Raw genomic sequence first — 24,010 nt, forward strand, 5'->3', positions numbered from 1 at the left:
CATGAGCAAGTTTGACGTCAAAGTCGTTGGTTCCAAGCCACCCAAGCGCCCCGAAGGCGCGATCAAACGGCTGCGCCGCAGGATTGGCGGCGGGGTCAAAGCCGTGCTGATCCGCCCGAGAATGATCTTCGTTTCGGGCATCGCGGGCTTCGTGCTCTTCGTCGGCACTCCGCACGTTGGATGGGACTACCAGTGCAGCCACTCAACGCGGGGATTTGGCTCCTGCAATTCCGCTGCTTGGTGCGCCTACTACGGCATTCAAGGCCGCCGCGTTGAGCGGCCTGGATACGGCGAGCGCTGCCAGCTCGTGACCTTCATCCCCCTGAACTGGAACAAACTGATCGAAGGAGTCCTGAAATGACCAAGAAAAACTACACCGCAACGCTGAATGGATACTACGCCGAGAAACTGGAGCGTCTCGCGAAATTCCACGGCAAGGAAGATATCGACGCTTATGCCGAGAAACTTTTGCAGCACGCAATCGAGGAATCCGAAATCTGGATGCATTCTGAAATGTATCTGAATTACAGGTACCAGATCATCGATTTCGAAAATGAGCAGGAGAAAATCTGGGGCGAATTCGACCTCAGCGACCTGAAAAGAGGAGAGGATATCGATGACGACCTACCCTTCTGAAAACCGCATAATTTGTAGGGTTACAGTGGAAAGTGGTAAAATGAAGATAACTGAAAATAACATTCTTCAGGAGGATTGTGCCATGAAGGATGAGTTAGACTTCGCAGGTCATAACCTGCAAGAACGCTTTGATGCGTCCGCAAGACCCGTCATTCGCGTTGATGTTGAGAAATACCAAGCTTTTCTGGACAGCGCCGACATGACTGACGCGCAGAAGGAAGAGTTCTTACAGTCGCTATGGTTCATCATCGTGAGCTTTGTCGAGCACGGCTTTGGTGTCCATCCGCTTCAAGAAGTCTGTGGAAAAGATCACAAGAGCGAAGCTCACAGCCCCAAAGCTGACTTCAATCGGCTAGGATCGTCGAATGCAGAAGACAAGAAGACGGGGCGCGATATGCCGCCCCGACTGGAGGCGGAATGACGTACCACGAGAACAATACCCCTGAAATCAGCAAGGCAGTCATCTACTGCCGCGTATCGAGCACGAAGCAAACGGTACGCGGCGATGGCCTCGGCTCTCAGGAGACTCGTTGCCGCGAGTTCGCCAAGTACAAGGGATATGAGGTTGTCGAGGTCTTTCAAGATGACAGCTCGGGCAGCCTCACGTCCCGCCCAGGAATGCAAGCGATGCTCGCGTTCCTGAGTACCCGTCGCAAAGAACCACACGCCGTCATCATTGACGACATCAGCCGCCTTGCGCGCGGCCTGATGGCTCACTTCGATCTGCGCGTGAAGATCGGGGACGCTGGCGGCGTCCTCGTCAGCCCTTCTATCGAATTCGGCGAGGATTCGGACTCGCAGCTCGTGGAAAACCTTCTGGCGTCGGTGTCTCAACACCAACGTCAGAAGAACGGCGAGCAGACCGTGAACCGCAGGCGGGCACGGGTTCAGAATGGCTATTGGGTTTTTCAGGCACCTATAGGCTACCGCTATGAGCGCGTCAGCGGTCAAGGCAAGGTATTGGTGCGCGATGAGCCCAATGCCTCGGCCTTGCAGGAAGCGCTCGAAGGCTACGCCTCGGGGCGCTTTGAAACGCAAGTGGAGGTCAAACGCTTCCTGGAGCGCCAGCCCTCATTCCCGAAAGACCTGCCTGGCGGAGAAATCCGCAATCAGCGAATCTATGACATGCTCACCCGCGTGATCTACGCGGGCTACATCGAAGCGCCGAACTGGAACGTCTCGCTGCGCAAGGCGCAGCATGAAGGCCTGATTAGCTTTGAGACCTTCGAGAAGATTCAGGCGCGTCTGAAGGGGACGGCAAAGGCTCCTGCTCGCAAGGACATCAACGAAGACTTCCCGCTGCGCGGCTTCGTGCTCTGCGATGATTGCAGCAAGCCACTGACGGCCTGCTGGTCGCAAGGCAAGAGCAAGAAATATCCCTACTACCTCTGCCCGACAAAGGGCTGCCCGAGCTATCGGAAGTCCATCAAGCGTGAAGAGCTGGAGGGCGAATTCGAGGACGTTCTGCAGACCCTCCAGCCCACAGAAGGCCTATTCGCTCTCGTGAAGGCAATGTTCCGCGATGCGTGGGACATGCGCCTTGCTCAAGCGTCTGAAGACACGAAGGGCGTGAAGGCGAACATCAAGCAGATTGAGAAGCAGGTCGATCAGCTCCTTGATCGGATTGTCGATGCCAGCAGCGACTCCGTGGTTTCTGCTTATGAGAAGCGCATTGCCAAGCTGGAGCGCGAGAAAGTTCTCGCCGAAGAAAAGCTCGCCAAGAGTGGCAAACCCCGCCACACCTTTGAGGAGTCGTTCGAACACGCCATGCGTTTTCTCTCAAACCCCTGGAGTATATGGAAGAATTCAGATTTAACCCTAAAGAAAACCGTCCTTAGGTTGGCGTTTGTAGAGCCTTTGCCCTACCGCCGAAACCAAGGACTTCGAACACCTAATTTAGCCTTACCGTTCAAGGCTTTAGGTGACATTTGCGGTCACAAATGTGAGATGGCGCGCTGGGGAGGATTCGAACCCCCGACCCCTTGATTCGTAGTCAAGTACTCTATCCAACTGAGCTACCAGCGCGCGGGGTGAGGGCGATGTAACGGTCCCGCCGGGGCTTTGCAAGGGCGATTTCGTTATTCTGCCGCCGCGTCGAGTTCGACGACCACCTTGGGCAGATGAATCGTGAAGGTCGTGCCCTCGGGGCCCGTGGTTTCCAGCATCAGACGGCCGCCGTGGCCCCGGATCAGTTCCTGCGCGATCGCAAGGCCAAGACCGAAGCCGCCCTTGCGGGTGCCGCCCTGGAACGGCTGGAACAGGTGATCGCGCGCCTTGGGCGGCAGGCCGGGGCCGGTGTCACGGATACGCACGATCCAGTCGCGGTCGGTTTCCTCGGCTTGCACGGCGATTTCTCCGCTTTCGCCGCTGGCGATGATGGCCTGCCGCGCGTTCCGCAGCAGGTTGCCGATGACGCGATACAGCTGCTCGGGGTCGGCACGGATCGACAACGTGGCGGGGACATCCTCGGAGAAGCTGACGTCGTGATCGCCACAGGCAAGGCGCTCGGCCTCGACCACGTCGGCCACAAGATCCGCCAGCATCAGCCGGTCCAGCGCGGGGGGCGGCTCTTCGGCCTTCCCGAAGGCGAGCGTCGACTCGCATAGGTTCACGGCCCGGCTGATCGAGCTGACCAGCTTCGGCGCTGCGCGTTTGACCATCGGGTCCTCGGACCGTTCAAGCCGGTCGCCGAACAGCTGCGCAGTGGTCAGGATGTTGCGCAGGTCGTGGCTGATCTTGGCCACCGCACCGCCCAGCTGCGCCAGCCTGTCTTTCTGCCGCAGCGCGCCCGACAGGTGCGTCTGTAGCTCGGCCAGCGCCACCTCGGCGTCGCGCAGCTCGCGCACCCCCGCCGTCGGCACGATGATCCGGCGCGCATCCTCGGGTGCCTCTGCGTAGCTGGTCATCGCGGCCACCACGCGCTTGATCGGGCGCACGATCAGGCCGCGCACCGACAAAAACAGCAACAGCGCCGTGACCGCCGAAATCACCGCAGACAGCGCCAGAATCCGCGCCCCGTATTCGACCATCTCGGCCCGCATCGGGGCGCTGTCCATCGTGACCTCGATCAGCTGCCCGGCCTCGCGCACCGGGTCGCCGATCACCCGGATGACGTCGTTGCCCGACCGCAGCAGCCGCAGCATCGCGTCGCGGATCAGTTCCAGCCCTGCCGGGTCCCGCAGGTCATAGGTGGCCGACACCGGCGCCGGGATCTCGGAGGACAGGATCAGCTGCCGCGCCTCATCGCGCCGCAGAACGACGTTGTAGACGCCCGCATTTTCCAGAAGCTCGCGTTCCAGCCCCGCGTCGATCATGTCGTTCGCAAGCAGGGCAAGCGACGCGATCTGCGCCTTCTCCAGCCGCAGCTGAAGATAGTCCTCGCGGAAGCGCGCCACCGAGGGGACGAAGATCATCACCTCGGCGAACATCACGAACACCGCCGTTAGGATCAGGAATCGACCCGAAAGCGAATTGAGAGCCATGAATGACCTTTGCCCGTCAGGGCAGTAACCTTTGAACCAGCCCGACGACCCGCTTCACGGTCGGGTTATCGAACAACTTGGGGCTAAAATAGGCCCCCGCGGCGCGCTTGTTAAGCTCTGCAAGCGTCGGATAGGGCGCGACCATTGCGCTGACCGCGCTCATCTTCAGCTTGTTGGCGATGACCAGCGACCACGTTGCGGCCAGATCGCCAGCCTCGGCGCCCACGATGGTCGCCCCCACTGGACGTCCGCCAACCACCATGACCTTCACGAATCCCGTCGTCCGGCCGGTGGCGATGGCGCGGTCGTTCTCGGCGTATTCGGCACGAACGACCTCTAGCCGGCCGCCGTATTCGGTGCGGGCCTCCGCCTCGGTCAGGCCGACTTGGGCAAGTTCGGGATCGGTGTAGGTGGCGCGCGGTAAGTGGGCGTCCTTGGCACGCGCCGGCAGCCCAAGGGCCAAGGCGCGGACCACGACGCCAGCATGGTAGCCCGCGACATGGGTGAACTGCTGCCGCCCGGCGGCGTCGCCCACCGCATAGATCCGCCGGTTGCTGCTGCGCAGGTCGTCGCCCACCACCACGCCACGGTCGGTCTTTACCCCTGCCTTGTGCAGGTCCAGCCCGTCCGTGTTCACCTTGCGCCCGACCGCGACCAGCAGATGCGAGCCGGTGAAGGCGCCCTGCCCCGTCTCGACGGTGATGCCGTCGCCGCCAGTGACTTTCTCAGCCTGCGCGCCCTCGACGATCCGGACGCCTTCGTCGCGAAGCTTGCCAAGCACCAAGGCGGCCGCTTCCGGGTCGTCCCGGCCAAGCGCCTTGTCGCCCTCGATCACCGTGACCGCGCAGCCCAGCCGACGGTGGGCCTGCGCCATCTCGATGCCTATGGGACCGCCCCCGATGATCAGCAGGTGGTCGGGCCGCTCGCGCAGGTCGAACAGCGTCTCGTTCGTGAGATAGGGCACCGTATCCAGCCCCGGGATCGGCGGTACAAGCGGCGCGGACCCGGTCGCGACCACGAACCGGCGGGCACGGATGACATAGGGCCCGGCCTGCACCTCGCGGTCCGAAATGAAGCGCCCCCATTCGCGGATGACCCGCACGCCCAGTCCTTCGAACCGTTCTTGGCTGTCGACGGGCGCGATTGTCTCGATCGCGCGGCGGACGTGATCCATCGCGGCGGCATAGTCGACGTCGGGCGCGGCCGGCGCCACGCCAAGCGCCGCACCAGATGTCATCGCGTGCGCCTGCGACGCGGCCGCGATCAGCGCCTTGGACGGGACGCAGCCATAGTTCAGGCAATCGCCCCCCATCTTGCCGCCTTCCAGCAGCACGACCTGCGCCCCCATCTGCACTGCACCTGCCGCGACGCTTAGCCCGCCCGACCCGGCGCCGATGACGCAAATGTCCGTCTTGATCGTCTGTGTCATCACAGCCCCTTCTTGCCGCGCAATGCTTTCAGCCCGATCGGCAGCGCCGCCAGCGCACACAGACCGAGTATGGGGAACAAGATATGTGGCTCGAACACGATGCCCAGGTCCGGGGTCTCGCCGCGCTCGAACACCTCTCCCAGCCCCGCCCCGACAGAGGTGTAGACGACCGCCCCCGGAATGATGCCAAGGAAGGTGGTCACGACAAACCGCCATGTCGGCACCTGCACGAAGGCCGGAACGAGGTTCGCCACGAAGAACGGCACCGCCGGGATCAGGCGGATCAGGAACAGCATCGACCACTGGTTCCCGTCGATGCCATCCTTGATTCGCTTCACCAGCCCCTCGCTGCCCTCCAGCCGTGCGCCAAGCCGGTCACCGAAGCCCCTGCGCGCCGCAAGGAAGATCAGCGTGGCGCCCGTGGTCGCGGCGATGATGTTGAACAGCGCACCGGGGAAGGTCGCGAACAGGAACCCGCCGGTCAGCGTCGCGATCGTCGCGCCCGGCAACGAAAACGCGACGATTGCGGTGTATATCGCGATGAAGGCCAGCACCGTCAGCAGGTAGTTCCGGTCGCGGAACTGCAAAAGCGCCTCGCGATTGTCGCGCAGCGCATCGAAACCGAGATGATCGCGCAAGGTAAACGCGCCCACCACCGCGACCACGGCGATGACCACGATCGGCAGCTTGCGCAGCAGCCCGTTCGCAGCCGTGCCGCCTGTCCTGTCCGTCATCTCGGATCGCTCCCGTTTCATCGCCCCCACAAAGAATGGCGCGGGCACCGGTCCGCGAACAGGCCCTTCACGGGCGAGTGATGGGGATTGAGCCCTGCGCGCCGTTTGTTACAGTCTGCGGCACCCGATCCGGACAACCGGCAATCGCGCGGCGATGTCCTTCGTGGAATTGAAACATTCCGCCGGCGGATCGGTTGACAGCACGCACGGCTCCGCCTAAAGACCGGGCTTCGAATATGACGCGACCTGCGAATCCTTTTGCGTGGGTCGGCCAGACGGAGAGTTTCGCGATGAAGCGCACATTTCAACCCTCGAACCTGGTCCGCAAGCGGCGGCACGGCTTCCGCGCGCGCATGGCGACGAAAGCTGGCCGCAAGATCCTGAACGCGCGCCGTGCGCGTGGCCGGAAAAGCCTGAGCGCCTGATCTACCGATCACGCCCGTTATCAGGGTAGAGGTTCCAATGACGACACCGCCGGCGGCCTCCGGGATACGGAAGCCGCCGGCGGTGCCGTTTGGGCTGTCCGTTTTGCGGAATCGGCCCGATTTCCTGAAAGCCAACCGCGGCAAGCGGCAGGCGATGCCCGGATTCGTCCTGCAGGCCCGCCGCCGCGATCTTGCCGAGCCGTCAGAGACGGACGTGCGGGTCGGCTTCACCTGTTCCAAAAAGGTCGGCAACGCCGTGGCGCGCAATCGTGCCAAGCGGCGCCTGCGTGAAATCGCGCGACTGGTCCTGCCGGTCGAAGGTCGGTCGGGCTGGGACTATGTCCTGATCGGGCGGGCCGGTGAAACGGCGCGCCGCCCGTTCGAGGTGCTGAAGGCGGACCTGCAGGTCGCCCTGTCGCGGATTCACGACACATGAGCCCCCTGGCCCGCATCGCGGCCCTGCCCGTCCACGCCTATCGGCTGTTGCTGTCGCCGTGGATCGGACATTCCTGCCGCTTCACGCCGACCTGTTCGGTCTATGCGCTCGAGGCGCTGGAACGCCACGGCGCCTTTAAGGGCGGCTGGCTGGCCCTGCGCCGCATCGCGCGGTGCAATCCGTGGGGCGGTTCGGGCGTCGACAACGTGCCCGACTGACGGCGCGGCCTAGTCGAGGCCCGCGATCACGGCCCGCAGCGTGTCGATCCCCTCGCCCTTCTGGGACGACGTCGTCACGATGCCGGGGAAGGCGGCGGGGTGCTTCGCAAGCCGTTGCCGGACTTGGTCCAGCACCTTGTCCAGCTCTCCGGCTTTCACCTTGTCGGTCTTGGTCATGACCACCTGAAACGTCACCGCAGCGCGGTCGAGTTCCTTCATGATCTCTTCGTCCGGGTCCTTCACCCCGTGCCGGGAATCCACCAGCACGAAGGCCCGCCGCAGGCTTTGGCGGCCGGTCAGATAGGCGCGCAGCAGGCGCTGCCACTTTTCGACCACCGGCAAAGGCGCCTTGGCGAAGCCGTAACCAGGAAGGTCGACAAGATACAGGCCGTCGCTGACGGTGAAGAAGTTGATCTCTTGCGTGCGGCCGGGTGTGTTCGACGTCCGCGCCAGCGCGCGGCGTCCCGTCAGCGCGTTGATCAGCGACGACTTGCCCACGTTCGACCGTCCGGCAAAGCAGATCTCCATCCGGTCCGCCGGCGGCAGGCCGTTCATCGCGACGACGCCCTTGAGAAAGTCGATCTCGCCGTGGAACAGCCGTGCGCCGTCGTTGCGCTCTGTGTCCGACACCTCGACCAGCGGGAAGACAGGTTCCATCAAAGCACCTCTACCTTGTCACCGACAGCCACCGGGCCGCTTTCGACCACCTCGGTCTGTACCGAGAAATCGCGGTGTCCGAACGTCTTTAGCGTCCCCAGCGTATCCGCATCCCGCACGCCCGTCTCGGGGTTTGCGGCGGTCGCCATGCACCGCCCCGTCGGTTCGACCACGCGCAGCACGGCACCGCCGATCCGGACAGAGCGTCCGACCCAGTCGAATTCTTCCCACGGCGCGGGGCCGTCGATCCAGATGTTGCCGCGCCAGCGATGGATCGACAGCGGTTTGCCGATACGCTGTTCGACCGCGGCGTGCGACGCGGTGTTGCACAGCGTGATCGACGGGAAGGCGGCATCCGTCATCCCACGGCCCGGCACCCGCACGATACGCGCCGGCATGGCGCGCCCTTCGGGCATCAGCGGGGTGACCCAGTCAAGAAACGCTTCTGCCCCGTCATCGGGCCGGAACGTCAGGTCGGGAAGATCCGGGTGATGCAGGGTGACGGTGGCGGTCGCCTCATCCAACGCGGCGGTGATCGCAGCCAGCGCCGCGTTGGATGTCACCCGCGTGAAGGCGGCGCAGCGCGACCACTCTTCGTTGGTCGCCTGCGATTTTTCATGTGCAACGGCCCAGGCGCGGTCCCACGGCAGGCATTCGCCCTGCCGCAGGTCCGTCCGATCCAGTTGCTCGCGCCCGTGGCTCTTGATCGGGAAACGCCAGAGCCCGGAGACGCGCGCGGTCATTTCTTCGGCTTGCCTTTCCCGGCAGCCGCCTCGGCGGTCTTCTTGCGACCGAAGCTTTTCTTGATGTTGCCGAAGACGTCAGGCTTGTGACCGTGGCTGCGCATGATGATGTACTGCTGCGTGAACGTGATCGTGTTGTTCGCGATCCAGTACACGACAAGGCCACTGGCGAAGCCGCCCAGCATGAACATGAACACCCACGGCATCCACGCGAAGATCATCTGCTGCGCCGGGTCGGTGGGCGCCGGGTTCAGCTTTTGCTGCAGCCACATCGAGATGCCAAGCAGCAGCGGCAGGATGCCGATGAAGATCAGCGCCAGCGTCGTTCCCGGATCGGGGGCGGCCCACGGAAACGCGCCGAACAGGTTGTAGATCGAGGTCGGGTCCGGCGCGGACAGGTCGCGGAACGGCCCGAACCACGCGGCGTGCCGCAGTTCGATGGTGACGAAGATCACCTTGTACAGCGAGAAGAAGATCGGGATCTGCAGAAGGATCGGCAAACAGCCCGAAGCGGGGTTCACCTTGTTCTTCTTGTACAGCTCCATCATGCCTTGCTGCATCTTCTGGCGGTCGTCGCCGGCGCGTTCCTTCAGCTTCTCCATCTCGGGCTGAAGTTCCTTCATCTTCGCCATCGAGACGTAGGACTTGTAGGCCAGCGGGAACAGGATCGCCTTGATCAGCAGCGTCAGGGCAAGGATCGACCAGCCCATGTTGCCGATCACACCGTTCAGGAAGTGCAGCGCGCGGAAGATCGGCTTGGTCAGGAAGAAGAACCAGCCCCAGTCGATCGAGTCGACGAAATTGCGGATGCCGAGGTTTTCCTCGTAGTCGCGAATCGTCTCCCATTCCTTGGCGCCCGCGAACAGCATGGTCGAAACCTCGCCGGTCGCGCCCGCCTCGACGGTGATCGCCGGCAGGCGGCTTTCGACCTGATAGATCTCGGCGTTCTGCACGTATTTGGCGACGGACTGGAACGACTGCCCCGGCTGCGGGATCAGCGTGGTCATCCAGTATTTGTCGGTGAACCCGATCCAGCCGTTCTCGGCGACGTCGATCACCTCGGCCCGGGCAGCCTCACGCTCGACGAAGTCCAGATCGGGAAGGTCGGAATAGCCGAGTTCCTCAAGCGAGTTGTCGCTTTGGCGCACGACGCCTTCATGCAGGATGAAGAAGCCCGCGGTGTCGGGTTCGCCATGCCGCGCGACGATGCCGTAAGGCGCCAGCCGCAGGGCCGCGTCGGTGGTGTTCTCGACGCTTTGCGTGACGGTGAACAGGTAATCCTCGTCGATCGACAGCGTCCGGCGGAAGATTGCGCCGTTGCCGTTGTCCCACGACAGCGTAATCGGGTTGCCGGGCGACAGGGTCTCGCCGCTTTCGACCGACCATTCGGTGTTGGCGCCGGGCACGTCGTCGAAGCCGAGGTTACCAGCGGGCGTCCAGCCGTACAGCGCGTAGTACGCGCCATTGCCGCCAACCGGCGACAGCAGCGGGACCGTCGGGCTGTCGTCGTCCAGCGTCTCGCGGTAGTCCTTCAGGCGCAGCGTGTCGATGCGGCCGCCCAACAGCGAGATCGAGCCTTCGACACGCGGCGTGTCGATCGGCAGACGCGCGATTTCCTGTGCAGGGGCCGGTGCCTCGCCCGCCGGGGTGGCCGTGTCGCCGACACCGCCCGGAGGCGGGGCTGCAAGCTCGCCCTCGGTGGTTTCGATCACGTCGGTTTCCGGGGCGATCGGCGGTTCTTCCGGCGGGAACAGCAGGAACCATACCAGGATCACCGCGAAAGAAAGGGCCGTTGCCAGAATGAGATTCTTGTTCTGGTCGTTCATGAACCGTTTGCCAATACGCTGAAGTCAGGTCAGCGCAGGTTCAACAATCCAAGGCCAGAAAGGTCAAGCGGAATCCCGGAAAGGTGACTGCAACGCTGCGGCCCTGCACAAGGACCAAATGTCATTCTCAGGCCTCGCGCGCGATGCGCGGCTGGTCGGACAGCCGCTGCCGGTGGATGCGGATCCAGTCCAGCGTTTCCGCGAACGGCATCGGTCGCGCGATCGAGAATCCTTGTACAAAGTTGCACCCAAGCTGGGCCAGAAGCGCATGTTCGCCCACGGTTTCAACACCTTCGGCCAGCGTTTCGATTCCTAGCCGTTCCGCCATCTCTAGGATCGCGGTCAGAAGCGACTGCTGGTCGCGGTCCGTGTCGATCCGGGTCACGAAGGACCGGTCGATCTTGATCCGCCCCACCGAGAAGCGGCGAATATTCGCGATCGAGGCGTGGCCGGTGCCGAAATCATCAAGGTCGATCTTGCAGCCAAGCTCGTTCAGGCGGGTCACGTTGCGGGTGATGCTGTCGTTCTCGGACCGCGAGATCACGGTTTCGAGGATCTCCACGCACAGCCGGTCGGGCGACAGGTCGAAGCGGTCGAGTTCCCACCGGATCCGGTCGCACAGGGTCGGGTCGGCAAGTTCCTCGTGGCTGAAATTCACTGCGACATTGGGCACATGCTCGCCCGCTGCGCCCCAGTCCCGCAGGGCCGTCATGCTGTGGTTCAGGATCACTTCGCCCAGCCGCTGGCTTAGGCCCGACGCCGCGATCGCGGGCAGGAAGGCGCCGGGCAGGATCACGCCGCGGTCCGGATGTTCCCAACGCGCCAGCGCCTCCATCCCGGCGATGTCGCCGGTGTCGGTGCTGATTTGCGGCTGGAACCACGGGCGGATCTGCCCGGCCTCAAGCGCATCGGACACTTCTTCGGCCAGCCCGGTCCGCTTCACCCGCTTGCGCGGCGACTGCGGCGCGAAGGCGCGGATCGCTCCGACGCCGCTGGCCTGCGCGTCGCGCAGCGCGGTCTCTGCCGCGTCCAGGCAGGCATCCGGGCTGCGTTCCGAGGCGCGCCGGGGCAGGCAGAACCCGATGGACGCCGACAGGAACAGCCGCATCCCGCCGATCACGATCGGCGCGCCGATGGCCTGCTGCATCCGCGCCGCGACTTGGATCATCGCTTCAAGGTCAAGACGCCGGGCCGGGGCCAGTGCGACCGCGAACGTCGCCCCGTGCAGGCGGCAAGCAGTGTCACCCTGCCGCAACGTCGATCCGATGCGTTCGGCCACCTGCCCCAGCACCTGGTCGGCGGCGTCCGCGCCATAGGTGTTCCGGAACGATTCGAATTCGTCGATCTCCAGCACCACGGCGGCGGTGCGCGAGCTTGTGTCGCCGTCCTTCTCGAACGCGCGTTGCAGGGTGTCGAGAACCGCCTGCTTCAGCGGCAGGCCGGTGATCGCGTCGCCGTCCGGATCGGACCGGTCCGCCGACCGCATCGGGGCGAACAGTCCGACAAGCCCCATCGCCGCCGGCACGAAGATCGCCATGAACAGCAACAGCCCTTCGCCCCCGAACCAGTAGCCGCCAAGCGTCAGGGCCGGGACGAAGGCAAGGATCTGCGGTCCGACGAACGCCGTCCGGGCGCTGGTCAGAGCCTGTTTCAAGAATTTGCTGATGATACGTGCCATGTCCCGGCCCCCTGCTGGCCGGGCAATCGCAGATCCCGGCGGTCGCAGGCAGGCTAGGCAAGCCGCCCTTGCGTCAGGTTAAGAGAGCTTCGGAACTTCCGGCGCATTTTCCTTTAATGCGACGGGTTCCCGCATCAGGCCCGCGAAATCGAATAGGTCGGGATCCAGCAGGTGCGAGGGCCGCGTGTTCATAAGCGCGCGGAACATCTTCTGGCGGCGGCCCGGGTGGTTCTTTTCCCACTGGTCCAGCAGCGCCTTTACCTGCATCCGCTGCAGCCCGTCCTGCGATCCGCACAGGTCGCAGGGGATGATGGGATAGTTCATCGCCCGGGCGAATTTCTCGCAGTCGGCCTCTGCCACGAAGGCCAGCGGACGGTAGACGAACAGGTCGCCTTCCTCGTTCACCAACTTCGGCGGCATTGTCGCCAGCCGCGAGCCGTGGAACAGGTTCATGAAGAAGGTTTCCAGAATGTCATCGCGATGATGGCCAAGCACGACCGCCGAACACCCTTCCTCGCGCGCGATGCGGTACAGGTTGCCCCGCCGCAGACGCGAACACAGCGCGCAGAAGGTGCGGCCCTCGGGGACCTTGTCCATCACGATGGAATAGGTGTCCTGATACTCGATCCGATGCGGCACGCCCTTGGCTTGCAGGAACTCGGGCAGAACCGTCGCGGGAAATCCCGGCTGACCCTGATCGAGGTTGCAGGCAAGGATGTCCACCGGCAGCAGCCCGCGCCACTGCAATTCATGCAGGACCGCCAGCAGCGTGTAGCTGTCCTTGCCGCCCGAAAGGCAGACCAGCCAGCGGGCGCCGCGTTCGATCATCCCGTACTTTTCGATGGCGTCGCGCGTGTCGCGCACGATCCGCTTGCGGAGTTTCTTGAACTCCGTGGTCGCGGGCGCGCCGGAAAAGAGCGGATGGATGTCTTCGGATTCGTCGAGCATGATGGCCGATCTCCTAGCCTGCGCGGGGTCCAAAGGCAATCTCGGCAGGACTTGAGCCGACCCGTGATCACGCTTAACAGGGATCACAACAACGGAGACAGCATGAAGACCCGCGAGATGAACCCCGACTGGATCGTGACGGCCCGCACCCTGAACACGGCGCTGCCCTACCTGCAGCGATACGCGGGGGCGACGGTGGTCATCAAGTTCGGCGGCAACGCGATGGGCGATCAGGACGCGATGGCGAGTTTCGCCCGCGACATCGTGCTGCTGCAGCAGGTCGGCGTGCATCCCGTGGTCGTCCACGGCGGCGGCCCGATGATCAACGACATGCTCAAGCGGCTGGATATCCAAAGCGAGTTCGTGCGCGGCAAACGCGTCACCGACGCGGCCACGGTCGAAGTGGTCGAGATGGTGCTGTCCGGCCGGGTGAACAAGCGGATCGTGCAGGCGATCAACGACGAGGGCGGCCGCGCCGTCGGCCTGTCGGGCAAGGACGCCAACATGATCGTCTGCGACCCGGCCGATCCCGCGCTGGGGTTCGTGGGCGACCCGGTAGAGGTCGACCCGACGCTGATCCGTCAGCTGCATTCGGCCAACACGATCCCGGTCGTCGCCCCCATCGGCACCGGCCGCTCGGGCGAGACCTACAACATCAATGGCGACACCGCCGCTGGCGCGGTTGCCGGGGCGCTGAAGGCCGACCGCCTGCTGCTGCTGACCGATGTGGCCGGGGTGAAGGATGGCGAAGGCAACGTCCTGACCCAGCTGACCGCCGCCGAGGTGCGCCAGCTGACCGACGACGGCGTGATCGCCGGCGGCATGATCCCGAAGACAGAAACCGCGCTGGCCGCGATGGCCGCGGGCGTGCGCGCGGTGGTGATCCTAGACGGTCGCGCGCCCAATGCCTGTCTGCTGGAGCTGTTCACCCAACATGGCGCCGGCACCCTCATCCGCGGCTGACGGCCTCGCCCTGCCCGGCGATCTGGCCGCGCGGCTGGCGGCTGCCCGGCTGGACGTGTTCGGCGCGTTTCACCCCAACGCCGACGACGACGCGCCGGACGGCACCGGGACGATCCTGCTGCTGGGCCCGCACGAGCCGGGTTTCTGGGCCCACGTCAGCGCCGCGCCCGAGTTTCTGGACGGGCGTGCCGACCCGATGGACCGCTGGTCGCTTCGGGTGATTGCCGACATCGCAAAGGCGACCAGGACAACGGCGCTGTTTCCCTTCGGCGGCCCGCCGTGGCGGCCCTTTATCCGCTGGGCGACGCGCAGCGGTCGGGCCTGGACCTCGCCCGTGCAACTGTTGGTGCACGACCGGGCCGGGCTGATGGTGTCCTATCGCGGCGCGCTTGCGCTGACGGACCGGTTGCCACTGCCGCCCGCCGCTTCGCGCCCGTGCAACACCTGCGACGGCGCGCCCTGCGCCACGGCCTGCCCTGTTGGCGCCCTGACGCCGGCGGGCTACGATCTGGCGGCGTGCCATAGCTTCCTTGACGGACCGGAAGGACGGGACTGCATGGAGAACGGATGTGCGGTGCGCCGCGCCTGCCCGGTGTCCGCGCGGTACGGTCGCCTGCCGGAACAGTCCCGATTTCACATGAAAGCCTTTCACCGATGACCCTTCGCCTGATTCTGACCCGCCACGCAAAGTCCGGCTGGGACGACCCCGAGCTTTCGGACCACGAGCGGACGCTGACCAAGCGCGGCCGGCAGGCGGCCGCGACGATCGGCGCATGGCTGAACGGGAACGGGTACGTGCCCGACCTTGTGCTGTCGTCCGACGCGACCCGCACGCGCGAAACATGGGCTTGTATGCAGGACGCCCTGCCCGCACCCGCCCGCACCGAGTGGACGCGGTCGCTGTACCTTGCCGGGACCGGCGCGATCCTGACCGCGTTGCGCGGCGCGGGCGACGCCCGAAGCGTCCTGTTGCTGGCCCACAACCCCGGCATCGCGCAATTCGCCGCCTCGATCGTCGCCAGCCCCCCGCACCATGCGCGGTTCAGCGATTATCCGACCTGCGCCACGCTGGTGGCAGAGTTCGATGGCGACGATTGGCGGACCGTGGCGTTCGGGACAGGTCGCGTGGTGGCCTTCACGGTGCCCGCCGATCTGACGGACTGAGACCGCGAGGGGGCTTTGCCCCCCGGCCCTGCGGGCCTCCCCCCAGGATATTTCCGGACAGAAGAAGCAGGGGCGCCCGGAAACACGAAAGGGCCCCCGGTTTCGCCGGAGGCCCCCTTTTCGTGTCGTCGCCCGGTCGTCAGTGGCCGAGGATCTGGCTGAGGAACAGCTTGGTCCGGTCCGACTGCGGGTTGTTGAAGAACTCTTTGGGTTCGTTCTGTTCGACGATCTGACCCTGGTCCATGAAGATCACCCGGTTCGCCACCGCTTGGGCGAAGCCCATCTCGTGCGTGACGCAAAGCATCGTCATGCCCTCTTCCGCAAGCTCGATCATGGTGTCGAGCACCTCTTTGATCATCTCGGGGTCCAGCGCCGACGTGGGTTCGTCGAACAGCATGATCCGCGGCTTCATGCACAGCGACCGCGCGATGGCGACCCGCTGCTGCTGGCCGCCCGACAGCTGGCCGGGGTACTTGTTGGCCTGATCGGGGATCTTCACCTTTTCAAGGTAGTGCATCGCCGTCTCTTCGGCTTCCTTCTTGGGGATCTTGCGAACCCAGATCGGCGCCAGCGTACAGTTTTCCAGAATCGTCAGGTGCGGGAACAGGTTGAAGTGCTGGAAGCACATCCCGACCTCGGACCGGATCTTGTCGATGTTCTTCAGGTCCGAAGTCAGCTCGGTCCCGTCCACCACGATCTGTCCGGCCTGGTGTTCCTCCAGCCGGTTGATGCAGCGGATCAGGGTCGACTTACCCGAGCCCGAGGGCCCGCAGATCACGATCCGCTCGCCGCGATAGACGGTCAGGTTGATGTCCCGCAGAACGTGGAACGTGCCGTACCACTTGTTCATCTCGGAGATCTGGATCGCGACCTCGTCCGAGACCTTCATGTGGCTCTTGTCCACGGCGCGGTCCATGACGGGTTCGTTTTGAGTATCGGTCATAGAGAGGTCTCCTTACCGGTGGTCCGTCTTGAGCCGGCGCTCGAGATACATCGAGTAGCGCGACATCGAGAAACAGAAGATGAAGAACAGAAGGGCGATGAAGGCGAACAGTTCCCAGTAGACGCCGTTCCACGCCGAGTCGGAGCGGATCGAGTTCGACAGCCCGAGCGGGTCGAGCAGGCCGATGATCGATACCAGCGTGGTGTCCTTGAACACCCCGATGAAGGTCGACACGATCCCCGGGATCGAGATCTTCAGCGCCTGCGGCATGATGATCAGCCGCTGCGACTGCCAGTAGTCGAGGCCAAGACTGTCGGCGCCCTCGTACTGACCCTTGGGCAGTGCGGCGAGACCGCCACGGATCACCTCGGCCATGTAGGCCGCGGCGAACAACGTCACCATGATCATCACCCGCAGGATGATGTCGAAGTTCGTGCCCGGCGGCATGAAGATGTTCAGCAGCGTGGAGGCCACGAACAGCAGGGTGATCAGCGGCACGCCCCGGATGAACTCGATGAAGCCCACGCAGATCGCCTTGACGATCAGCAGGTCGGACTGGCGGCCCAGCGCCAGCACGATCCCGATGGGAAGCGAACAGCCGATGGCGACGACGCCGATCAGGATCGACAGCATGAAGCCGCCGAAGTTGCGCGAGGCGACGGGTTCGAGGCCGATATTGATGATCTGCCCGAGTTCTCCGGCCAGCGGGCCCGCGATGAACAGCCACCACAGCACCGCCGCGACGACCGCCGCGATCAGCGCAGACAGCGAGCCGATCCGCGGTGCCAGAAGCTTGGCGCCGAAGAACAGGATCGCAAAGCCGACGGCCACGCAGATCGGGCCCCAGATGGTGCCACCCCACATCAGCCACGGCATGACGAAGGGATAGGCCGCCGTCACCCACAGAAGCTTGTTGGGCGCCCACGGGAACAGCACCGGGGCGACCGCCACCAGCAACAGCACGAACGCCAAGATCGGGCGCCAGTACAGTTCGGACGGGTAGAAGCCGAACATCAACTGCAGCCAGCGTTCGTTGATCACGGCCCAGCAGGCGTGGCCGTGGGTCTCGCCCCAAGTGGCCTGCATGATCTCGCGGCATTCGTTCAGCGAACTGGCGGTCCAGACGGACTGGAACACCCACGGCAGGATGCCCGCCAGAATATAGGCGATGAACAGCAGCGAAAGGAGGCTCAGGACCGTGTTGACCGGCCCCGAGAACAGGTTGGCCCGCGCCCAGCCCACGGCGCCGACGGACGATGCCGGCGGCTCTTGCTGAGGCAGCATGCTGTCGCGGACGAAGCGGATGGTTTCTTCATGCGTATCGCTCATGTCACCGCTCCACCAGCTTCACACGGTTGTTGTACCAGTTCATCACCGCCGAGATGAGCAGCGAGATGACAAGGTAGACCAGCATCAGAAGCAGCACGCATTCCAGCTCGCGCCCTGTCTGGTTCATCGTAATCCCGCCAAGGGTGCCGGTGATGTCCATGTAGCCCACGGCAATCGCCAGCGAGGAGTTCTTGGTCAGGTTCAGATAGTTCGAGATCAGCGGCGGGATGATCACCCGCATCGCCTGCGGCAGGATCACAAGACGCATCGTCTTGCCCGGACGCAGGCCAAGGGCGTTCGCCGCCTCTGTCTGCCCGCGCGAGATGGCAAGGATGCCGCCCCGGACGATTTCTGCGATGAAGGCCGCGGTGTACAGCGACAGGGCCAGCCACAGGGCGATCAGCGAGTTGCGCATGTGCGTGCCGCCGCCGAAGTTGAAGCCGCGCAGTTCCGGGTATCCAAGGTGGAAGCCCAGCGCGATCAGCACGATCAGCATCGGCACGAACAGGATGGCAAGGTTGATGTGCCATGTCTTCGGCCGGACGCCGGTGGATTCCTGAATGCGGCTCGCCCGTGCCGACATCGCGCGGATGCCGAAGATGCTGGCAACCAGCACGGCGAGGATCAGGATCAGGTCCAGCGAGATATCGAACCGCAGCGACGAATTTCCGAACAGGTGGGCATCGCCCAGCGACCGCGAAAACAGGGGTTCGGGGACATAGACGCCCCGGTTCGTGATCGCGACGGTGTCGAACACCTTCATCGTCGCCTCGGGCTCGTCCCCCCGGAAGGCGCTTGGCGCCGGAAGGCTTTCGATCAGGACGGCCATCGCCAGCACGATCCAAAGAAGCACGGGCACGTTGCGGAACATCTCGACGTAGACCGTCATGATCCGCGCCACCAGCCAGTTGCTCGACAGGCGCAGCACGCCGACAAGCACACCGACGATCGTCGCCGTGATACAGCCGAGGAACGCGACCAGAAGCGTGTTCAGCAGGCCGACGAAGGCGGCCCGAAGATGCGAGTCCTGGTTGTTGTACTCGATCAGCATCTGGTTGATGTCGTAACCCGCCGGCTCGGTGAAGAAGCCGAATTCGACCGGCTTGCCGAGCGTGTTCAGGTTGGCGATGGTATTGTTGATGAGCCAGGCCGCCAGCAGCATGAAGCCGATCATCGCAACAACCTGGATCGTCATGGAACGATACCGGGTGTCGTAGATCAGCATGCTCAGCCTGAACGACTCCCGTGGTGGGTCCGTCAAGGTCGTCATGAATTTCCCCTGTTTGCCCCGCGGCCTCTCCTCCCGACGCCGTTATCGGCGTTCCTGGAACTGCGGGTGCGGCTTATTCTTGTTGTTATATGGCAGAAGGGCGCGGTTTGACCCGCGCCCTTCGCCGTGTCCGTGTTACCGGAACGGCGGTGCGTAGAGCAGGCCGCCGTTGGTCCACTGAGCGTTCAGGCCACGGGCCAGACCGATCGGGGTGGACTCACCGATGTTCTTCTCGAAGATCTCGCCGTAGTTGCCGGCGACGCCCAGGGCGTTCACGGCCCAGTCGGCGTCGAGGCCAAGCATTTCGCCAAGGTTGCCCTCGGTGCCCAGCAGGCGGTTGATCTCGGGGTTGTCGGTGGCGGCCGAAGCCATGTCCGACAGGTTGGCCGAGGTCACGCCGTATTCTTCGGCAGCGATCAGCGCGTTCAGCGTCCAGCGGACGATGTCGCCCCACTCGTCGTCACCGTGACGAACCAGCGGGCCCAGCGGCTCTTTCGAGATGATTTCCGGCAGGATCACGTGATCCGTCGGGGTCTCGAAGGTGGCGCGGGTCGCGGCAAGGCCGGACGCGTCCGTGGTGTACACGTCGCAGGCACCGGCAAGGTACTGCTGCTGAGCTTCGGCGTTGGTTTCGATCGGAACCGGCTCGTAGCTCATGTTGTTGACGCGGAAGTAGTCCGCGAGGTTGAGCTCGGTGGTGGTGCCGGTCTGGATGCAAACGGTGGCGCCGTCGAGTTCCTTGGCCGAGGTCACGCCCAGCTCTTTCGGAATCATGAAGCCCTGGCCGTCGTAGTAGTTCACGCCGACGAAGGTGAACTTGAGGTCCACGTCGCGCGAGAAGGTCCAGGTGGTGTTCCGGGCCAGCATGTCGATTTCACCCGACGCAAGCGCGGTGAAACGGGTTTTGCCGGTGGTCGGAACGAATTCGACAGCGGTCGGGTCGCCCAGAACGGCGGCCGCGACGGCACGACAGACAGCAACGTCGAAGCCCTGCCATTCCCCATTGGCATCGGGAGCAGCGAAGCCCGGCACGCCGGTCGCAACGCCGCAGTTCAGCGTGCCGCGGGCCTTGACGTCGTCAACCGTAGCGGCCGAAGCCACGCCAGCGGCAACGCCGGCGACGGTGAGTGCGCCAAGAAATACGGATTTTTTCATGTTTACCTCTTCCTGAGTTACCGCCCTTCCCGTCGGGCGTTTCTCCCGGCCCTTTGGCCGGATTGAGATCATGTGAAGGCAGAGAACCCCCCTCAACGCCCGGGAGTGTGGGCGAGAATTGACTGGAAGGTCAAGGCTGCTGTGGACGAAAGGGAAGGGTCAACAGCCTGATTTTTCGTCAGGCGCAGTTTTTACGGGCACTCGTTGGACAACAGGTGAAAGAACCTGTGCGCCCGGAGAAAATCGGTGCGTTTTGCCTCGGCCAGCTCGGCCGCCTCGTCGTCGACGCCCCACTGTTCCGCCTGCCATGTCTCATCTATGCGCGACCTTTCCCACAAATCTTCCACCGGAAGAAGATTCCGAGTCGCGGCAAGGCCGATCACCAGCGAACCCGACAGCGACACGAGGTCGTGAAAACCGGTCAGCTCGAACGGATCCATGCGGTGGACCTCGGCGGACAGGGCCGACAGCGCGGCGTCGGGCTGCGGCTGGTGCATCACGCCCTCGACCGGGATCAACCGGGCGCCGAAGGTGTCGGCGGCCCAGTCCAGCAGGGGGTCCCACGCTTCGGACTGGCGCAGCACCAGCCCCTCGGGCGAGTCCGCGCGATAGCAGGTCAGGTCGCTGTCCCCATAGGCCGCCAGCATCTCGGCCACCTCGAACCGCTGCGGCGTGACCTTCTCGATGGCAGAGTTGGCGGCGCGGGTGAACGGCATGGTCAGCGGCGCGATCACCTCGTCCTGCGCGGCCCACTCGGCGGCGATCTCGTCTGCCAGCGCGCGGCTGGGCACCGCAAGATCCGCCTTGCCGGGGGTTTTCACCGGGCGGTCGTCCAGCCGGACGCCGAAGCCACCGGCGTGCGGTTCCACGGTGACGTCCTTCCAAAAGCGGCGGGCTTTCCATTCGGTCATGCAGGTTCTCCGAGCAGGGACCCGATGGCGCCGGGCAGGTCCTCGACGCGATGCGCAAGAGCGTCTGCCGCCAGCCGGTCGGCGGCATGCGCGCCCCACGTCACGCCGATGGACCGGACGCCGGCGGCGCGGGCCATCTCCATGTCATAGCTTGTGTCACCGATCATCACCGCGTCGCGCGCCTCGGCCCCAGCGTCGGCAAGGCAGGCGGCAATCATCGAGGGATCCGGCTTGGACGGGTGGTCGTCAGCGGTCTGGGTCGAGATGAACAGGCCGGTCAGCCCATGCCCCTCGATCAGGGCATCCAGACCGCGGCGCGATTTGCCGGTCGCCACGGCCAGCAGCGTCCACGGATCGGCGGCCAGTTCGTCCAGAACCTCACGGATGCCGGGGAACAGCGGGTTCATCCGGGCGGCGCCCATCGACAGCCGAATGTCGCGGAACGCGGTGCGGTACGAACGCCCGACGGCGGCGCAGGTCGCAGGGTCAAGGTCAGGGGACAGGCGCGCGACGGCGGTTTCGACCGACAGACCGATCACCGCCCGCACGTCGGCGGACGCGGGACGCGACAGATCGTGCGCGGCAAAGGCCTGCTGCATCGCGTCGACGATGTGGGACTCTCCTTCGACCAGCGTTCCGTCGACGTCGAAGATCACCAGTTTCAGCCGGTCGGTCACTTCACCTGCTCGAACGGGTCGTCCGCTGCAAGGTCCTCGGTCCAGCCCAGCGTCTCCCAGCTTTGCGCCATGTGATCGGGCAGCGGCGCGGTCACCGTGACCGCCTTGCGCGTCACCGGATGTTCGAAGGTCATCGACCGGGCGTGCAGGTGAAGCTTCTTCGAGATGATGCCGCCCAACTGTGCGCCCCAGCCGTCGCCAAGGTTCTCTTGCCCCGACCCGCCATACTTGCCGTCGCCGATGATCGGATGGCCGATTGCCGCCATATGCGCCCGAAGCTGGTGCGTGCGGCCGGTGATCGGCTCCATCGCGACCCAGCTGGCGCGGCTGGCGACGCGGTACAGCGTGGCGTACAGCGTGTCGGCGCGTTTCGCGCCCGGCGTCTTGTCGATGTCGCGGGGGTGGACGATGTGCATCTTCTCGCCCTCGCCGCCCTTGCCGTGCCCGCCGGCCTTCACAAGACCGAACCGGATCTCGCCCAGATAGGGCGTCGGCACCCCGGCGACGAGCGCCCAGTAGATCTTGCGCGTCATCTTGTGCCGGATCGCGGCGGTCAGCCCCTGAGCCACGGCGTGCGTCCGCGCCAGGAGCAAGACACCCGAGGTGTCCTTGTCCAGACGGTGCACCAGCCGGGGTTTCTCGTCGTAGCCAAAGCGCAGCGCCTCGGACAGGCCGTCGACGTGGCGCGTCTGCTTGCTGCCGCCCTGCGTGGGCAGGCCCGCCGGCTTGTTGATCGCGATGATATGGTCGTCGCGCCACAGAACGCAGGACCGGATCATCTCGGCGTCCTTGTCCGACATCTTCGGCTGCGCGGGCAGCGTCGGCGCCTCGCCTGGTTCGGGCAGGGGCGGTACGCGGATCTGCATCCCCGGCCCGACGCGGGTCGAGGTCTTTACCCGGCCGCCATCGACGCGGATCTCGCCCTTGCGGCACATCTTCTCGATGCGGCCCTGCGGGACGTGCGGGAACTGGCGGCGGAACCAGCGGTCGAGCCGCTGTTCGCCCTCGTCAGGACCGACGGTCAGGGTCTGAACACCGCTCATGCCGCCACCCCGCGCGCGGCGGCAAGGCCCGCGAACAAGGCGGCCAGCGACAGAACCACCGAGGCGATTACGTACAGCGCCGCCGTCCCGATCGCGCCGCGTTCATACAGCGTCACCGCGTCCAGCGAGAAGGCCGAGAAGGTGGTGAACCCGCCCAACAGGCCGGTCATCAGCAACGGCGCGAAGCGGTTGCCGCCGAGTTCCGCGAGCGCAACGACCAGCACGCCCATCAGGAACGAGCCCGCGATGTTCACGATCAGCGTGCCCCACGGAAAGCCCGGCCCGATCAGCCGGATCGCGGCAAGGCCGGTGAGGTATCGGGCGGACGCACCGACTGCGCCGCCAAGGGCGACCATGGAAAGGGTGTTCAACATGCGCGGTGACTTGGCGCTTCGGCGGGAAAGAGTCAATCGGGACGCGTTCGCCGATGCCCCGGAAAGGGGCTCTGCCCCCCGTCGCACCGAAGGTGCGCCACGAGACCGGGCGGGGGCTCTGCCCCCGTCGCACCGAAGGCGCGCCGCGAGACCGGGCGGGGGCTCTGCCCCCGTCGCGTTCCGCGACTCCCCCGAGGTATTTCGGAAGAGAAGAAGCAGGGGCGCGGTCAGGCCAGCAGGGCGCGCCAGCGGTCGAGGATCAGTTGAACGCCGGTTTCGCCGAGCTCGGCCGAGGCGTCGCGGGCGGTTTCGGTGTACCATGTGGTGTTGTCGTCCAAGCGGGCGGCGTCGACCGCTTCGGGTGCCAGCGCCATCATCAGGGACGTTTCGCCGATGCCCGCGTGATCGAAGGGGTAGCTGGCGGTGATCCGGGCGTCCATCAACGGGTGGACCGAGATCCAGTTGAACGGGTCGGTCCCGTTGTCGTGCTGGGCGTAATAGTCCGCCATGTCGTTGTCGCCCCACCAGCCTTCGCCGCGCTCTGCCTCGAGAAAGCGGAACAGCGCCTGTCGCGCGGCGAAGCGGAAGGCGAGATCCGTGGGCATCCCGGCGGCGAAATTCTCGGTCTGGTGATGCACGACCGCGTGGATGTTGCGAAAGCCGGTGCGCAACAGGCCGGTGAACAGCGCCTCGGCGAACGGCTGGAAGCGGTCCGCGTCGACGTGCACCGTGCCGCTTTGCGGCCCCGCGACCGCAAGGCTGGCGGCGCCGAACGGAAACGGCGGCAGAAGGACAAGGTCCACTTCCTGTTCCAGCCGGTCGAAGATGCGGGTCACGGCGAGGGTGTCCATCCCGACGGCCATGTGCTCGCCGTGGTATTCCAGCACGCCCAGCGGCAGGATCACCGGCGTCTGCGCTGCGATGGCCGCGCGGATCTGGTGGGGCAGCATCAGTTCATAGCGCATCGGC

27 protein-coding genes and 1 tRNA gene are annotated in these 24,010 nt (G+C 64.8%); 10 read left to right on the plus strand and 18 right to left on the minus strand.

Annotation, left to right across the window (positions count from 1 at the left end):
* Nucleotide 1 precedes the first annotated feature (1 nt).
* The 4 genes from P1K30_RS09770 to P1K30_RS09785 are packed head-to-tail and all read left to right on the plus strand — an operon-like array spanning nt 2 to nt 2,622.
* Entirely contained in the window at nt 2-361 is a 360-nt protein-coding gene (locus tag P1K30_RS09770) for a hypothetical protein (protein ID WP_275632538.1), read from the plus strand.
* The gene (locus tag P1K30_RS09775) at nt 358-636 is read left to right on the plus strand and encodes a hypothetical protein (RefSeq protein ID WP_275632539.1); all 279 of its coding nucleotides are present in this window, start codon (nt 358-360) and stop codon (nt 634-636) included. Before P1K30_RS09770 ends, P1K30_RS09775 begins: the two co-directional genes overlap by 4 nt.
* Complete coding sequence (locus tag P1K30_RS09780; protein WP_275632540.1) at nt 617-1,057, plus strand: hypothetical protein; 441 nt, start codon at nt 617-619, stop codon at nt 1,055-1,057. Before P1K30_RS09775 ends, P1K30_RS09780 begins: the two co-directional genes overlap by 20 nt.
* A complete protein-coding gene (locus P1K30_RS09785) occupies nt 1,054-2,622 on the plus strand; it encodes a recombinase family protein (RefSeq protein WP_275632541.1) in 1,569 nt (522 codons plus the stop codon). The genes P1K30_RS09780 and P1K30_RS09785 overlap by 4 nt, the downstream gene beginning before the upstream one ends.
* On the opposite strand, the gene P1K30_RS09790 is transcribed toward P1K30_RS09785, so the two are convergent.
* The 4 genes from P1K30_RS09790 to P1K30_RS09805 all read right to left on the minus strand — a co-directional run bounded on the left by P1K30_RS09790 (nt 2,585) and on the right by P1K30_RS09805 (nt 6,281).
* Nucleotides 2,585-2,661, minus strand: a tRNA-Arg gene (locus tag P1K30_RS09790). The two genes, P1K30_RS09785 and P1K30_RS09790, sit on opposite strands and share 38 nt — an antisense overlap.
* 53 nt (nt 2,662-2,714) lie before the next feature.
* Nucleotides 2,715-4,118: a sensor histidine kinase gene (locus tag P1K30_RS09795; RefSeq protein WP_275632542.1), complete on the minus strand. Its 1,404-nt coding sequence runs from the start codon at nt 4,116-4,118 to the stop codon at nt 2,715-2,717.
* A 16-nt stretch (nt 4,119-4,134) separates the two neighbouring features.
* On the minus strand, nt 4,135-5,547 hold the full coding sequence (locus P1K30_RS09800) for a dihydrolipoyl dehydrogenase family protein (protein WP_275632543.1): 1,413 nt from the start codon (nt 5,545-5,547) through the stop codon (nt 4,135-4,137).
* Entirely contained in the window at nt 5,547-6,281 is a 735-nt protein-coding gene (locus P1K30_RS09805) for a TVP38/TMEM64 family protein (protein ID WP_275632544.1), read from the minus strand. Before P1K30_RS09805 ends, P1K30_RS09800 begins: the two co-directional genes overlap by 1 nt.
* Before the next feature lie 290 nt (nt 6,282-6,571).
* Here P1K30_RS09805 and rpmH point away from each other — a divergent pair, with 290 nt between their 5' ends.
* Genes rpmH through yidD form a run of 3 tightly spaced genes read left to right on the plus strand, consistent with a single transcriptional unit; the run spans nt 6,572 to nt 7,360 of the window.
* The gene (rpmH, locus tag P1K30_RS09810) at nt 6,572-6,706 is read left to right on the plus strand and encodes a 50S ribosomal protein L34 (protein WP_012177012.1); all 135 of its coding nucleotides are present in this window, start codon (nt 6,572-6,574) and stop codon (nt 6,704-6,706) included.
* 37 nt (nt 6,707-6,743) lie between these two features.
* Complete coding sequence (gene rnpA / locus P1K30_RS09815) at nt 6,744-7,142, plus strand: ribonuclease P protein component (RefSeq protein WP_275632545.1); 399 nt, start codon at nt 6,744-6,746, stop codon at nt 7,140-7,142.
* Nucleotides 7,139-7,360 (plus strand): membrane protein insertion efficiency factor YidD, encoded by a 222-nt coding sequence (yidD, locus tag P1K30_RS09820; protein ID WP_275632546.1) that lies wholly within the window; start codon nt 7,139-7,141, stop codon nt 7,358-7,360. The genes rnpA and yidD overlap by 4 nt, the downstream gene beginning before the upstream one ends.
* A gap of 9 nt (nt 7,361-7,369) precedes the next feature.
* Here yidD and yihA read toward each other — a convergent pair whose 3' ends face one another.
* The 5 genes from yihA to ttcA form a co-directional block, all read right to left on the minus strand.
* Entirely contained in the window at nt 7,370-8,017 is a 648-nt protein-coding gene (gene yihA, locus P1K30_RS09825) for a ribosome biogenesis GTP-binding protein YihA/YsxC (protein WP_275632547.1), read from the minus strand.
* Nucleotides 8,017-8,760, minus strand: a complete 744-nt coding sequence (locus P1K30_RS09830; RefSeq protein WP_275632548.1) for an MOSC domain-containing protein — start codon at nt 8,758-8,760, stop codon at nt 8,017-8,019. Before P1K30_RS09830 ends, yihA begins: the two co-directional genes overlap by 1 nt.
* On the minus strand, nt 8,757-10,586 hold the full coding sequence (gene yidC / locus P1K30_RS09835) for a membrane protein insertase YidC (protein WP_275632549.1): 1,830 nt from the start codon (nt 10,584-10,586) through the stop codon (nt 8,757-8,759). The genes P1K30_RS09830 and yidC overlap by 4 nt, the downstream gene beginning before the upstream one ends.
* Before the next feature lie 127 nt (nt 10,587-10,713).
* Nucleotides 10,714-12,264: a putative bifunctional diguanylate cyclase/phosphodiesterase gene (locus tag P1K30_RS09840; RefSeq protein ID WP_275632550.1), complete on the minus strand. Its 1,551-nt coding sequence runs from the start codon at nt 12,262-12,264 to the stop codon at nt 10,714-10,716.
* 78 nt (nt 12,265-12,342) lie between these two features.
* On the minus strand, nt 12,343-13,212 hold the full coding sequence (ttcA, locus tag P1K30_RS09845; protein WP_275632551.1) for a tRNA 2-thiocytidine(32) synthetase TtcA: 870 nt from the start codon (nt 13,210-13,212) through the stop codon (nt 12,343-12,345).
* 102 nt (nt 13,213-13,314) lie between these two features.
* Here ttcA and argB point away from each other — a divergent pair, with 102 nt between their 5' ends.
* From argB to P1K30_RS09860, 3 genes are read left to right on the plus strand one after another with little or no spacing between them, the layout of a single operon-like run.
* Nucleotides 13,315-14,175 carry an acetylglutamate kinase gene (argB, locus tag P1K30_RS09850; protein ID WP_275632552.1) on the plus strand — a complete coding sequence of 287 codons (861 nt, stop codon included), beginning with the start codon at nt 13,315-13,317 and terminating at the stop codon, nt 14,173-14,175.
* Nucleotides 14,147-14,833, plus strand: a complete 687-nt coding sequence (locus P1K30_RS09855) for a 4Fe-4S dicluster domain-containing protein (RefSeq protein ID WP_379561800.1) — start codon at nt 14,147-14,149, stop codon at nt 14,831-14,833. The genes argB and P1K30_RS09855 overlap by 29 nt, the downstream gene beginning before the upstream one ends.
* Nucleotides 14,830-15,339 carry a SixA phosphatase family protein gene (locus tag P1K30_RS09860; RefSeq protein WP_275632553.1) on the plus strand — a complete coding sequence of 170 codons (510 nt, stop codon included), beginning with the start codon at nt 14,830-14,832 and terminating at the stop codon, nt 15,337-15,339. Before P1K30_RS09855 ends, P1K30_RS09860 begins: the two co-directional genes overlap by 4 nt.
* A 139-nt stretch (nt 15,340-15,478) precedes the next feature.
* Here P1K30_RS09860 and P1K30_RS09865 read toward each other — a convergent pair whose 3' ends face one another.
* The 9 genes from P1K30_RS09865 to P1K30_RS09905 all read right to left on the minus strand — a co-directional run bounded on the left by P1K30_RS09865 (nt 15,479) and on the right by P1K30_RS09905 (nt 24,006).
* Nucleotides 15,479-16,282: an amino acid ABC transporter ATP-binding protein gene (locus tag P1K30_RS09865; RefSeq protein ID WP_275632554.1), complete on the minus strand. Its 804-nt coding sequence runs from the start codon at nt 16,280-16,282 to the stop codon at nt 15,479-15,481.
* A 12-nt stretch (nt 16,283-16,294) separates the two neighbouring features.
* Nucleotides 16,295-17,611 carry an amino acid ABC transporter permease gene (locus P1K30_RS09870; protein WP_275632555.1) on the minus strand — a complete coding sequence of 439 codons (1,317 nt, stop codon included), beginning with the start codon at nt 17,609-17,611 and terminating at the stop codon, nt 16,295-16,297.
* Nucleotide 17,612: 1 nt separating this feature from the next.
* Nucleotides 17,613-18,881, minus strand: coding sequence for an amino acid ABC transporter permease (locus tag P1K30_RS09875; protein ID WP_275632556.1), 1,269 nt, complete (start codon nt 18,879-18,881; stop codon nt 17,613-17,615).
* Nucleotides 18,882-19,016: 135 nt separating this feature from the next.
* Nucleotides 19,017-20,036 (minus strand): amino acid ABC transporter substrate-binding protein, encoded by a 1,020-nt coding sequence (locus tag P1K30_RS09880; protein WP_275632557.1) that lies wholly within the window; start codon nt 20,034-20,036, stop codon nt 19,017-19,019.
* A gap of 191 nt (nt 20,037-20,227) precedes the next feature.
* Nucleotides 20,228-20,947: an ATP12 family chaperone protein gene (locus P1K30_RS09885; RefSeq protein WP_275632558.1), complete on the minus strand. Its 720-nt coding sequence runs from the start codon at nt 20,945-20,947 to the stop codon at nt 20,228-20,230.
* Nucleotides 20,944-21,624 carry an HAD-IA family hydrolase gene (locus P1K30_RS09890; protein ID WP_275632559.1) on the minus strand — a complete coding sequence of 227 codons (681 nt, stop codon included), beginning with the start codon at nt 21,622-21,624 and terminating at the stop codon, nt 20,944-20,946. The genes P1K30_RS09885 and P1K30_RS09890 overlap by 4 nt, the downstream gene beginning before the upstream one ends.
* The gene (locus tag P1K30_RS09895; protein WP_275632560.1) at nt 21,621-22,667 is read right to left on the minus strand and encodes an RluA family pseudouridine synthase; all 1,047 of its coding nucleotides are present in this window, start codon (nt 22,665-22,667) and stop codon (nt 21,621-21,623) included. Before P1K30_RS09895 ends, P1K30_RS09890 begins: the two co-directional genes overlap by 4 nt.
* Nucleotides 22,664-23,041: a fluoride efflux transporter CrcB gene (gene crcB / locus P1K30_RS09900; protein WP_275632561.1), complete on the minus strand. Its 378-nt coding sequence runs from the start codon at nt 23,039-23,041 to the stop codon at nt 22,664-22,666. Before crcB ends, P1K30_RS09895 begins: the two co-directional genes overlap by 4 nt.
* Before the next feature lie 227 nt (nt 23,042-23,268).
* On the minus strand, nt 23,269-24,006 hold the full coding sequence (locus P1K30_RS09905; RefSeq protein WP_275632562.1) for a creatininase family protein: 738 nt from the start codon (nt 24,004-24,006) through the stop codon (nt 23,269-23,271).
* Nucleotides 24,007-24,010: the final 4 nt, after the last annotated feature.

The organism is Psychromarinibacter halotolerans (assembly GCF_029168315.1).
Taxonomy (GTDB): Bacteria; Pseudomonadota; Alphaproteobacteria; order Rhodobacterales; family Rhodobacteraceae; genus Psychromarinibacter; species Psychromarinibacter halotolerans.